Source organism: Clostridia bacterium (assembly GCA_034926675.1).
Lineage (GTDB): Bacteria > Bacillota > DTU025 > DTU025 > DTU025 > JAYFQW01.
The window spans coordinates 1-12,048 of the sequence record JAYFQW010000070.1 but is presented as its reverse complement, the minus strand read 5'-3'; the positions used below and the strand labels follow the sequence as shown (position 1 = coordinate 12,048).

At 57.7% G+C, this 12,048-nt stretch carries 10 protein-coding genes; 3 read left to right on the top strand and 7 right to left on the bottom strand.

What is annotated here, in order from left to right:
• Positions 1 to 16: 16 nt before the first annotated feature.
• From VB144_13830 to VB144_13810, 5 genes are all read right to left on the bottom strand, one after another.
• Positions 17 to 880, bottom strand: a complete 864-nt coding sequence (locus VB144_13830; protein ID MEA4884706.1) for a carbohydrate ABC transporter permease — start codon at positions 878 to 880, stop codon at positions 17 to 19.
• The gene (locus VB144_13825) at positions 877 to 1,782 is read right to left on the bottom strand and encodes a sugar ABC transporter permease (protein MEA4884705.1); all 906 of its coding nucleotides are present in this window, start codon (positions 1,780 to 1,782) and stop codon (positions 877 to 879) included. Before VB144_13825 ends, VB144_13830 begins: the two co-directional genes overlap by 4 nt.
• Positions 1,783 to 1,917: 135 nt before the next feature.
• Positions 1,918 to 3,189 (bottom strand): ABC transporter substrate-binding protein, encoded by a 1,272-nt coding sequence (locus VB144_13820; protein ID MEA4884704.1) that lies wholly within the window; start codon positions 3,187 to 3,189, stop codon positions 1,918 to 1,920.
• A gap of 32 nt (positions 3,190 to 3,221) precedes the next feature.
• Positions 3,222 to 6,224 (bottom strand): metallophosphoesterase, encoded by a 3,003-nt coding sequence (locus tag VB144_13815; GenBank protein MEA4884703.1) that lies wholly within the window; start codon positions 6,222 to 6,224, stop codon positions 3,222 to 3,224.
• 149 nt (positions 6,225 to 6,373) lie between these two features.
• Positions 6,374 to 7,228, bottom strand: coding sequence for a hypothetical protein (locus VB144_13810; protein MEA4884702.1), 855 nt, complete (start codon positions 7,226 to 7,228; stop codon positions 6,374 to 6,376).
• Positions 7,229 to 7,570: 342 nt separating this feature from the next.
• Here VB144_13810 and VB144_13805 point away from each other — a divergent pair, with 342 nt between their 5' ends.
• The gene (locus tag VB144_13805) at positions 7,571 to 9,052 is read left to right on the top strand and encodes an alkaline phosphatase family protein (GenBank protein MEA4884701.1); all 1,482 of its coding nucleotides are present in this window, start codon (positions 7,571 to 7,573) and stop codon (positions 9,050 to 9,052) included.
• A 120-nt stretch (positions 9,053 to 9,172) separates the two neighbouring features.
• Positions 9,173 to 10,060, top strand: a complete 888-nt coding sequence (locus VB144_13800) for a hypothetical protein (GenBank protein ID MEA4884700.1) — start codon at positions 9,173 to 9,175, stop codon at positions 10,058 to 10,060.
• Between the two features lie 387 nt (positions 10,061 to 10,447).
• On the opposite strand, the gene VB144_13795 is transcribed toward VB144_13800, so the two are convergent.
• The gene (locus tag VB144_13795; protein ID MEA4884699.1) at positions 10,448 to 11,107 is read right to left on the bottom strand and encodes a class I SAM-dependent methyltransferase; all 660 of its coding nucleotides are present in this window, start codon (positions 11,105 to 11,107) and stop codon (positions 10,448 to 10,450) included.
• Positions 11,108 to 11,256: 149 nt separating this feature from the next.
• Here VB144_13795 and VB144_13790 point away from each other — a divergent pair, with 149 nt between their 5' ends.
• The gene (locus VB144_13790; GenBank protein MEA4884698.1) at positions 11,257 to 11,592 is read left to right on the top strand and encodes a YkvA family protein; all 336 of its coding nucleotides are present in this window, start codon (positions 11,257 to 11,259) and stop codon (positions 11,590 to 11,592) included.
• A gap of 212 nt (positions 11,593 to 11,804) precedes the next feature.
• Here VB144_13790 and VB144_13785 read toward each other — a convergent pair.
• On the bottom strand, positions 11,805 to 12,048 hold a 244-nt coding region (locus VB144_13785; GenBank protein ID MEA4884697.1), incomplete at its 5' end, for a hypothetical protein.

Here is a 12,048-nt window from a genome sequence, read left to right as displayed (position 1 = left end):
GCCCCCCATCTCCCCCTCAGCTCTTCATGCCCGTCAACGTTATGCCTTTTACGAAGTACCGCTGCGTGAATAGGAAGAGTATCAAAACCGGGAGTATCGCCATGAGTGAAGCCGCTGATATCAGGTTCTGATAGCTCAAGTACTGGCCTGAGAAGTAGGGAATCGCCAGTGGAAGTGTTCTCAGTTCATCCGAGTTGATCACAATCAACGGCCAGATGTAAGCGCCCCAGTGGCCAGTGAAGCTGAACAGGGTCTGTGTGGCTATGGCCGGCTTACATAGTGGAACGACGATCTGGTTGAAGATGCGAAGCTCGCTTGCGCCGTCGATTCGGGCTGCGTCGAGGAGCTCATCCGGAATGCCCATGACGAACTGCCTCATCATGAAGATGCCTGACGCGCTCGACAAGCCCACGATGATCAGGCCGAGCCTGGTGTTGACAAGGCCCATCTTGGACACCATCACATACAGCGGCACAATCGTGGCAGGGAACGGCACCATCATTGTGGCGAGAATGACCCAAAAGATCACGTTCCTGCCCCGAAACTTGTATTTGGCGAAGCCCATCCCTGCCATGGAACAGGTGATAACACTCACGATAGTAGGCGCCACTGCTGTGATGATGCTGTTCATGTAATAGCGCCCAAACGGGATCATCTCAATCACTTGCCTGAAGTTGTCGAGAGTAGGCCTTCGTGGCCAGAAGGTAGGCGGAAAGAGCACTATCTCCTCCAGGGTCTTGAATGACGACAACACCAGCCATACGAAAGGCATGGCCATGAAGATCGCGCCAGGGATCACAATAGCGTACGCCAGAAACTGCCCAAGAACCTTTGCCCACTTGGAGCGCTGGTAACCTACGACACTGCCTGTTCTGCTCAATCGTACGAGACCTCCCTTCCGAGGAACTTCCACTGCAGCACGGTGAAGATCAGTATGATCCCGAACAGGATGAACGACATCGCCGCCGCTTTCCCGAACTGCAGATCCCCGAAGGCTCTCCTGTGGATGTACTTGACAAGCACGTTCGTCGCATCGAGCGGACCTCCGCCCGTCAGCACGTTAACCAAGCCGAACACTTGGAATGAGCCAATCATGCTCGTGATCAACACATACATCGTTGTAGGCTTCAGAAGCGGCAGAGTGATGTACTTGAACAGGGCAAACCTGCTCGCCCCGTCGATCATCGCAGCCTCATAGTACGTATCGGGTATGCCCTGGAGCGCCGCCAGAAAGATGACCATTCGGTAGCCAAGCCCGGCCCATACGGCGACTATGATTACCGAAAGCATCGCAAGTTTAGGATCTCCCAGCCAGTTCTGGCCTGGAACGCCGAACGTCCGCAACGCCGCGTTCAGCAGCCCCACCTGTGGGTGGTAGATCCACTGCCAGATCACAGCTGCGATCGAAAGTGGAGTGACGACTGGCAGGTAATATAGAAGCCGAAAGAACGCCTTCCCCCGTATCTCGGTGTTGAGCAGCAGTGCAACGAGCAGAGCTAGGCCCATCTGTAGAGGGACAACTCCGACAGTGTACACAAGCGTATTCTTGAGAGACTGCCAGAACACGGGATCATGCAGGATCATATCGTAGTTGGCCAGGCCAACAAAGGGATGCGTGGGGCGGATGATGTTCCAGTTGCGAAAGCTCATCCAGAATCCAGTGAACATAGGAATAATCGTGACCATGAGATAAAAGACGGTGCCGGGAAGGATGAACCCGTATGGGGCGATCGTTCTCTGAAACTTGTATAGCCGGTATTTGCCGGCTTCACGGCGGCTCACAGCAGCAACTCCTCCTTGCGGAAACCACTAAGATGCTATGCACGCCTGAAGCGCTCTGAGAGCGGGCCCCGGCATCCGGGGCCCGCACCCTCCGCACTCAAATCCAAGCGGACAATCTGGAGAAGGCAGGATTGCTTACGGCATGGCCAGTTCCTTCTGCTCCTTCTCCGCCTTGACGGCCTCAGTGGTGAGATAGCTCAACGCCGACTCAGGGCTGTTGCCCTTGAGAAGCACGAGTTCGTACGCTTTCCTGATGAGCGCGTCATCAAGTGAGCGAGCGCTCCACGGTGCGCTAGTCGCTTTCTTCATCGACTCCATGCACGGAGCGAGAAGAGGATCCTTCTTGTAATCGGCAAGATCCAGCAGAGCCTTTCGCGTCGGCAGATCGCCTGTCTTGAGGATCCACTGCTTCTGCGCGCTCTCCGATGTAAGGTAGGCGACCCACTTGGTGGCAGCATCGCTCTGCGCCTTCTTCGCCGTCACATACGCCCACGATGTCAGAAGAGTGCTCTTCGAACCGCCTGCCTTGGGCGCAGGCACCTCAGCAATGCGGAAATCCAGGTTCGGAGCGGTCGCCTTGAAGCTGCCGATCATTGCCGGTCCAGCGAACACCATGGCGAGCTTCTCCTGGCGGAATGCGTTCCACCTGGAACCCATCGCCCTATCTTCCACCTTGTAGTCGGCCACCAAAGCAGTCGACCACTGCAGCGCTTCGGCCGCCTGTTTCGAGTTGAAATCAGGCAGATCACTCTTGGCATCCCAGAGGGTGGCGCCGTTCTGCAGCATGAGCGAGATGATGACTGGACCGTATCCGCCAGTCGCGACGCCCATCTGAGTCGTGACTCCGGCGGCGTCCCGCTTGGTCATGGCCTTAGCATACTTGACCAGCTCATCCCATGTCTGCGGGGGCTTGTTGGGATCCAGGCCAGCTTCCTTGAAGAGCTTGGGATTATAGAACAACACCACCGTCGCGGTGTCAACGGGAAATCCGTAGTACTTGCCATCGATCTTCAGCCTCGACGCTGCCGAAGCCATGAAATCCGCCTCGATGCTCTTGGCTTCAGGAATAGAGGTGTCGAGAGGCTGGAGCACCCCGGTGCGAGCATACGCCAGGACTTGGCCCGCGGGAATCTGGAAAGTGTCTGGGCCGGATCCTGCAGCTAGTGCAGGCAGGAGCTTCTGGAAGTAGTCGGCCTCAGGGATGGACTCGATCTTGATCTCGATGTCCGGATTCTGCTTCATGAACTCGATCGCGAACGCCTCGACCATTTCCTGGCGCGCAGGGGTGTGATGCTGCCAGTGGATGATCACAGTCTTCCTCTTGGCAATGCTGATGCCGCTTGCGAGCGATATCAGCAGGAGTGCTGCTGCAACGATGCAGAACATCCTCCTTGCGGTGCGTTTCATTGGCAATCCCCTCCCATTTAGATCCTGGTTGCTCATCTGCTGATCGGCGCCTCGGCGTCGAGAACACCCATTCCCAGTGGTTGCGACGACTTGGGCGGCGCGTATCGGAACGACACTACCCTTCCATCGACCACCTCGATAAGTCTGTACCCTACCTTGCCCTCATCCTCGGCCTGTGCGGTTCGTGTTGTGAGTATGAGAGCGCACTCACTAATCTCCAACTGATCAGAGTGGCGGTGCCCTGCGAATACGTACTTCGCTCCACTACGCGAGAGCACCTGCGCAAGTTCGCGCCGGCCATCGTCAACGAACACCCACCTGTCGTCGAGCGGGTTATGGTGGAGCGCCACCGCGATCTGCCTGCCTGCAGCAGATGCACTGAGCAGGTCGTTCTCAAGCCATCTGAGTTGCTCTGGGCGAATCGTGCCGTTGTCAGACGGGTTCGTGGGCTTATCATACGTGTTAACCATGGCAAAGTGCCACTGTCCTACATCGAAGGAGTAATACAGCGGACCAAAGTTACTCTGCCAGAACTCGAACCCATCAAGCATGCCCACTCGCTGACCATCGTGGTTGCCCATCACGCCGAACACTGGGAATTTGGCCCGTTCCGCGAGGATCTCCCGTATCATGCGGAAATCCCGCTCGTATGTGTCGGCACGGCTCTCAACGAGGTCGCCAGGGAGGATCACGAAATCCGGGGCCACGGCATTCAGCTCATCTATCGCCCTGATCAAGTTCGTATTGAGCTCCCCACTTGCACTGCCCCGTGAACGTTCATTGTTGAGATGAATGTCCGCAAGAACCGCGAACACGAAATCGTCGCCAGCCCTGCTGACTGCGACTGAGTGAGTCTCCCACGCTTGAGCGACCCCAGATGCCACGACCACTTGCAGGTCGTACAGGCCCAGCTCTGCGCTGCTCGGCACTGCGAATCGAAGGTAGTAAAGGCCATCATCACCCCGAACTGCGCTCACGATCGATAGCGGAACAGATGCGTCCCTTACCCCTGTGACGAAGATGAGCGATGCCTCAATTCCCAATTCCTCGAAGGACGACCCATGCAGATCATTCGGAAGAGCCACAACTACATCCAACTCAGAACCTGGCGCCACTAGAGACGGCCGCATCATCCGCGGCTGTAGTATTCGAGCCTGAGCCGGCTCTGCAAGCGCAGCATCAGATGCGTACACGGCTGATGCGTGACTCTGTTCCGGCTCTGGCCTGTCGATGAAGGACACCCCTGCGCGGGTGGCCCGTTTCACGTCGGCTGCGTATACATTGGCGCCGTTGCCGAGATCTGCGCTGAAGGCGATCCGGCGCCCATCTCGAGACCATGCAGGGTTGAACTCGTCAGTTTCCAAGTCGGTCACACGGAGCAGAGCGCCTGACGCCACGTCAGCAGTCCATATGTCCCACGTGCCCGCCTGGTTCGACATGAATGCGACCTTCTTGCCATCGGGGGACCAACGTGGGGCGATGCAATCCCCTGCAAGTGCAGCCGTAAGGGCTCTGGCGTCAAGAAGACGGCCTCCTGCCTCATCGATTCGCGCCACCCATATGTCGAAGCTACTGCCGCCTGCATCTGATTGGTAGGCGATGAACGGCCCCTTCGGTGACCAGTCAGGGCATGCATCATGAGCCGGTGAGGAGGTCAGTTGAACCGCCATGCCGGAACCGTCCGACGCTGCTGCGAACAGATCCCAGTTGCCGGCCGCATCCGACTGGTAGATGAGCCGCGCGCCATCAGGTGACCAGCTGGGCGAGGTCTCGTTGAACAGGCCATGCGTAATGGCGACAGGAGATGAACCCTGATCAGGATTCCACGTGTATATGCTCCAGTTGCCCTGCTCGGCGTCGGGCTCAGCGATCCACGCGTATGCAACAGCAGCGCCGTCGGGCGACCAACGAGGATATGCTTTCATGCCGCGGTCGAACGTGAGCTGCTTGTACTCGGAAAGCCCTGTGAAACCCACTGAGAACAGGTTGGGTTCAGCGTTCTCCTCAGACGTGCGCGCGCTCTTCTCCTTGCCGAGTACAAACAGAAGCCCGCTGCCGTCCGGCCGCCAGTCAGGATATAGCCTCGGAGTGAATGCACGGGCCGACCCCGATCGCACCGCCGTGAGCTGATACACGCCCCGGTCTGATAGATGCTGCGTTTCCCCGGTCTGAAGGCTCATACCTTGAGCTGCGAGTTCCTCTGGACTCAGTTCCCTCGCCCTTGCCTCATCACTCAGTATGTAGTTCTGCATAGTTGGGCGGACATAGTAGGAGTCGTGATGCGGAGCAGTGTCATCGCCCTGCACGAGAACGCCCGTAACGATAGCGTAGGAGCCTTCTCTTAGGTGGGATATGTCGATGCCGGAGTAGTCGTAGAACTTCACCTGCATCCGGCCTTTGCCGTCTTCGATATCGCCATCGCGGCTGCCATCGACCCAGAACCCTCTGGATATCCCCTCGTTGTCGTAGCGCGATAGCCTGCCCTCGATGGTCACCAGCTGGCCTTCGAGCGGTTCCGCCTCTGCGAATGTGGGGTCTGTGGGAAGCGGAGTCCCGGCCAAACCCTCCACGCATTCATAGCCGTGCGTGGTGATGACGATATCCTCAGATCGGGACGGGATGATAACCGTTGTGCCGTAATCAGTGCTGTAGCCACGGATTGACACACGGCCTGTGATGCGCACGTACTCGCCAGCCTGCACGTCTGGGATTACCGTTCCAGGCAAGTACACAAGTGCGCCGGCACGAGGAGCAGCAGCATCCGCCGGGCTGATGACAGCGAAGTAGTTGGCGGCATTGTGCCACTTGCCAGTGGATTGGAGAGCAACGCCCTCTACTGTCACAACCGTGTCGACCAGTAAAGGGACCCCCTGCGCATCCACCTGCCTCACTTGATACAGGCTCGTAATGGCGGGGTCAGACCCGGCCGAAGACAGCCCTGACGCGGCTGTGACCGCGAGCCCGCCTGCGATCAGCAGTGCAAACAGCACCAGTAGCATGGTGAAGACCCCGACAATTCGGTTCCGCGGTTTCATGCTATCTAGGCCTCCGCTTCCACGTTTCCACGTTTTCACACTCCAGAGCCCCAGAGTCTCGGGGTTTCAGAGCCCCAGAGTTTCAAAGCTTCAGAGCTTCAGAGCAGATGGCTCACGCTGCCCAAGCAGCGTGAGCCGACGGAGCCTGGTTACTTGCCAGGCTCCAGTACGATATACCACAGGTCATACCCGCCTGCGCCACCCTGACGCTTGTTTGCGCTAAAGACGATGAACTTGTCGGTTACACACACCTCGCGCTCGTCAACAGCGCTGTTGATCGGAGCGCCGATGTTTGCGGGCTGAGCCTTGTCATTCTCCGCCACGTAGATGTCGGAAAGGCCTAGGGTCTCCTCACGCGTTCCGTCGATGTACATCCTGCCGTCTGCGCCAACGAACACGCTCCATTCATTGCCAGTGGTGTTGATTGGCTCGCCGACGTTCATCGGAACGCCCCACACGCCATCGGCGCCACGCGCCGATTTCCAGATGTCGCGGCCTCCAAGCGACTTGCCATCGCCGTAGACACCCTTGGTAGTGACGTAGGCTATGGTCTCATCCTCGTTAACCCATATCGCCCACTCCTGGGTGTCGGTAGAGAGCTCTTCGATGAGCACGGGCTCGCCCCACTTGGCATTGGCCTCATCCCACTCGCTGCGGTAGAAGTCGTAGTCGCTGATTGGGTCGTAACGGGCGAAATACAGAACCTTTCCTCCGCTGGTCAGGCACGGCCAGATCTCGTTGGCGCCGGTGTTTACCGCACCGGGGATGGCCTTCGGCTCCGACCAGGCTCTCGCCGCATCATCCCAGATTGAGTAGTAGATGTCGTAGTCCCTAACATAGTAGAGGGTGTTCCCATACACGAATGGCATTCTGTCAACGCCTGGGGTGGAGTACTCCCATGGGCTGACCTTCGCCGGCTCAGCCGCCATGGCAGGAACCACAGATACTGAGATGGCCAGGACTATCAGAGTGAGGACCAACTGGAGCAGGTTCTTTCTTGGCATTGAGGCAGCCTCCCTTTGCGTAATACCCCGGGGTTTACTGCAGAAGCGCTCGTATAGCGCACTTGGCGCCTGATTTGGGAGAAACTTGTAGCATCACTTTTTGCGCCCCACCTCTTCCACTTTGCAGAGGATATGTTCATAATGAATATATCAGTTACCTCTTTGCCAGTCAATAATGGGCGACATCCGCCGGAATATAGAGTATTATGATCGTAATGGCATTCTAGCTGGTATTTGGCTCGTCATGTGTATGGAGTGCAACACTGATCAGACATGGCATAGGAGAGAGATGGTTGGCAGTTGAGGCAGAGACTATGCACAGCTTGTGGGGAGGTTAGCTGCATGACAAGGCCACTGGCCATTTTCACACTAATTGCACTGATCGCGAGTATAGTAGTTATTGGCATGTTTCAAGATGGACGCACGGCAACTGCAAGAGGGAGCGAGATCAGCATGAGCAGCGAGCCCATTACACCTGCAGCAGGCAGCAGTGAACCCGTGCCTGCCCAGGATGTGCAGCCGGAGATCATCACATCAGACACGGCGCTGGCGGAATATGTGGTCTACATAAACTGGGATGCCTTCAGGCGTGACTACTACGACTGGGCAAACGAGCCGGGCCAGCCTGGCACTCCAAACCTCAACTACCTGATGTCGAGGGGAGTGTACTATCCCAATGCCACAAACGGCTTCCCCAGCATAACAAATCCAATGCAGACCAGCATTGTAACTGGATCATGGCCCGCTACCCACAGCAATGCGTACAAGTACTACAATCAAGACAGCAACACTGTAGACAGTTCAGGACGGACCAACCTGGCTGAAACCATCGCAGAGGCCGCCTCCGCATCTGGACTGTCAACAGCCTCAGTACAGCAGTTCATGCTGCAAGACAGAGGCACTTCGGATGACGATCCTCGTCACCTGTACATCCAGCCCGGAGGCAGGTTTGAACTGAGAGTGTTGGAGGCCATCAAGATGCTCCGCGGGGAGCCTGTGCGCAACACCAAGGGCCAGCTCGTGTCGATGACTGAGATACCCAGGTTCCTGGCGATCTACGGTGACGATCTGGACGCTGCAGGCCACAACGGCACAGGATACGGGAGTGTGCCATCACTGACCTACGATCAGTGGGCCAAGAAGATGACCGCCGAGCTCATAAGGATGGACCGGGCGCTGGGCACTTTCATCGAAGCCCTTCGGGAACTCGGCGTGTTCGAGAAGACGGCGATACTCCTTACTGCCGACCATGGTATGACTCCCTACTGGGGAAAGAGCAGCCTCCCGGGACTGATTCAGGTGTTCAACGGGCTCGGTTACAAGTGCGAATTCCTGCCCAACAGCGGACGGGCTGCAGATGATACAGATGTGGTAATGGTGGGCTCCGGACAGAGCGTGCAGGTGTACTTCAGACGGACGATCACCGAAGAGCAGCTGAACGAGATCATCGCTGCAGTATCGGCCCAACCCTACGTGGGCGGCCTGCTCGACCGGAAGGGGCTCGCGGCCGCAGGCGCCCATCCAGTATCAGGGCAGCTCGTTGTGTGGCCCGCGCCCCCACATCACTTCAGCCGCAAAGATATCTCAATTGGACTGGCAGCCAACCACGATACCCGTGATGCATCATCGCATAACGTGTTCATGCTGGTGAGCGGAAGCGGCGTCAAACCCGGCCTCGTAATCGACGCGCCAGTGGAGATCATCGATGCAGCTCCGACCATGTCGCGACTGCTAGGCATTCGTCCGCCAGCGAATGCAACAGGAAGGATCCTCGAAGAGGCACTGGAAGAACCCGCTCTTCTTGGCGCCGAGACCACCCGGTGACCTAGGTCACTGCCTCCCACATGAGCGCATGCTACGATGTGAGGGAGAGATATCGGACTAGAGTCACGTACGTTCAACAGTGACCCCGATGTCAATACCACATCAGGGGGGATAGCAACGGTGTTCAGGAGGATGTTTGTCGCTCTTGCACTAGTTCTGTTGCTTGTGCTGAGTCTATCAGCTACTGCACCAGTACGGGCAATGACCATAGCGCCAGGTGATGAAAATCCAGTCGATGGCGAGACCGACCCTGGAACCGTAGTGGATCCAGAGGAGGAACTAGATGAAGAGCTGGACGAGGAGCCGGATGAGGAGCCGGATGAGGAACTGGATGAAGAGCTGGATGAAGAGCTTCGGGAGGAACTCGAGATAGGATCGGACAAGACGGCGTTCTTCGAGCGACTTGTATCTGCCTTCCCCGACCTGGCTCTCACGGTTGATCAGTTGAATGCCGCCTTTGACCAGGGATGGGGTATTGGAGACCTAGTCATCTGCACAGTGATATCCGCCGATTCCGGCGTGCCCTTCGAAGAAGTGCTAGCCATGGCCGCAGACGGCATGGGCTGGGGTGAAGTGGCGCAAGCGATCGGAATCGAATCAGGAAACCTTGGGCGGGCCATATCTGAGGTCATGAGCAGGCAGGGGCTCCTCTGGAATGGTAAGAACAAGGATATCGATGACGCTCTCAAGGCAGAGCCCGGCCTTAGGCATGCTTACGGACACGATCCACAGCGCCAGGGAGGACAGCCCGACACCAGCAACGCTTCAGGCAAGGACCACGTAGAGTCCGACGGGCCCGACAACGGGCAGGGCAATGGCCAGGGCGCAGGACAGGGCGGAAAGATCACCGAACACATCCCCCTCCCCCAGAACAGCGAGGGTCTTCTCGCCACCCTCGGGGGACACACGGTAGAGCCTCACCCTGCCCGAGGCTACAACATACAACTCTGCGCTGACGTCCCCCTGAATGAACAGGATATCCCCATGGGTCACACCTTTCAGGCGTGACCCATGCCCAAGCTGGTGCATGGTATCCGCATCGACGCCCTCAAAGAGTGGATAACCACTCAAAACGTGGACGATCCGTTGTTCATCCTAATGCGAGCTCATCTGCATGTCAGTCCTGGTCGTCATCGTCACGCTCTCCTTTCCCGGGCTTCGGCGGGAACTTCGGGCCATTGCCCGTCTCATGCTGTGCGCCATGCTTCCATTCCGGCTTCTCGGTTACATGGGATCTCGGCGCGACCTCAGGCCGGCGCGACTTCTCCGCACGGGCAGATTATCGGCTGTTCGGGCCTGTCCAAGCTTCTCGAGCTTGCCCGTTTCACTGCTGCAAGAGCAGATTCGCGGGTGTTGAACGATATGGACAGATGGGGGCTTGAGGTCGGTTGCGGATCAGATGCCACCTTGTCGGTTTCGGGTTCCATCACAGATGTACACCCCACATGTGGGGCTCAGGGGTCGGACGGACATACTCTCGAAGGATGCCGCCAGGTCATCGGCGAACTCACGAAGAAAACCCGGATAGTGACTCCCCTCAAGGCGTTCTACCACTGATGTGAATGGGCTCCGATGGGGCACGTAGTCGACTATCATCACCAAGCGACGAGAAGCGCGGCACATGTCCTTCAGAACGAGTTGGCGATAGTCGCGGGGGAAACCATGTAGTAGCATTGCCGAGCAGACCAGGTCGTACGGCGCTCCGGGTTGAGCGGAGGCTGAATGGGCAGGAGCGACGCGAAATGCGGCCAGCCCTCCCCGTCGCCTCCGCGCCGCTCTGAGCATACCCTCCGACACGTCGATTCCAGTGACCTCAAATCCGCGTTCCGCCAGAACCCCTGCAAGAAGGCCAGTGCCTGTGCCGACATCTAGGGCTGCGGCCATCGGGGAGAACGGATGGGTCTCCAGCAAGGCATCTACTGCCAGCCGATAGAGGCGGGTCATGGACCTGCCCAGGATCATGTCGTAGACTGGAGCTATCAGGTTGAACTCACGTCTTGCACGACTGATTTCGCTGCCTTGGAACCGCTCGTCTCGCTGATCGTCAATGGGCACTCCTCTGCCTCCTTTCCCTACGAGGCCATGGCCAGCCCATTGGCCCGCTTTGACCAAGAGTTCCATCTTGAGTATGCCCGCCGTGGAACGGAGAATCGCGTGGAGCATGGCGTTCACGCAGTTGATATGACGGAGGAGCTGAAGGTCGAGTGTCTCTTGATCACATGCCGCCCGAAGAACCGGAACAGCTCGTCAGGAAGGGCTTCCTGTCCAAAGTTAAGAAAACCGCTGGAAAGGTTCCGTTCGTTCCTGATGCCGTGGCCATGCACTACTGCGCGATGGATCCAGCGACACCCCTACACGCTCGAGCTGTGGCGTTTAGCGCCCTCGCGTACTTCGTCCTTCCGGTGGACCTCATTCCGGACGCAATTCCCGGCGCCGGTTTCGCCGATGACGCATCTGCCGTCTGGGCAGCGATAAGGTCGTTGGCTCCTTACATCACCGATGAGCATCGCAGGAAAGCCGCTGACTGGCTAGGGATATGAGTCTGTCTGAGGCGTGGCTGCCGCAACCGTGGCGCCTCACATGTAACTCCCGGCTGCAACTGACGCCGCCTGATGAGACGCGACCGAATCCCGAACCGACAATGCCTACGGATTCAGCTCACGTTCCGCATGTAACATATGGCAAGCAGGCATTTGGGAAATGACCAGCTAAAGGCTTATTTGCTCGCTAGCCGGATCGGCTGCAAAAACCTTCAACCCTGTGCCGTCAGGGTGCTGAATATGGGACACAGACGCATGTGGGACATCGGCGTAAGCTCGGACAGACGTGCCCTCTGGGATGCAAGCGAGGGTCTGTTCATCTGTTCGAGCGACCCAAAATCGTATACGGAAGCTATGCCGGCGATTCCGGCATTGACACGAGATCGCTTCAACCCCTTGAACCCCGGAGTGTGGAGGTCAATGTCGATGAAATCGACATTGAAACGTCGATCATGT

Coding starts and splice junctions, on each gene's coding strand:
- VB144_13820 (MEA4884704.1), bottom strand. CDS start 3,189: ATGAAACGCACCGCAAGGAGGATGTTCTGCATCGTTGCAGCAGCACTC.
- VB144_13815 (MEA4884703.1), bottom strand. CDS start 6,224: ATGAAACCGCGGAACCGAATTGTCGGGGTCTTCACCATGCTACTGGTG.
- VB144_13810 (MEA4884702.1), bottom strand. CDS start 7,228: ATGCCAAGAAAGAACCTGCTCCAGTTGGTCCTCACTCTGATAGTCCTG.
- VB144_13805 (MEA4884701.1), top strand. CDS start 7,571: ATGACAAGGCCACTGGCCATTTTCACACTAATTGCACTGATCGCGAGT.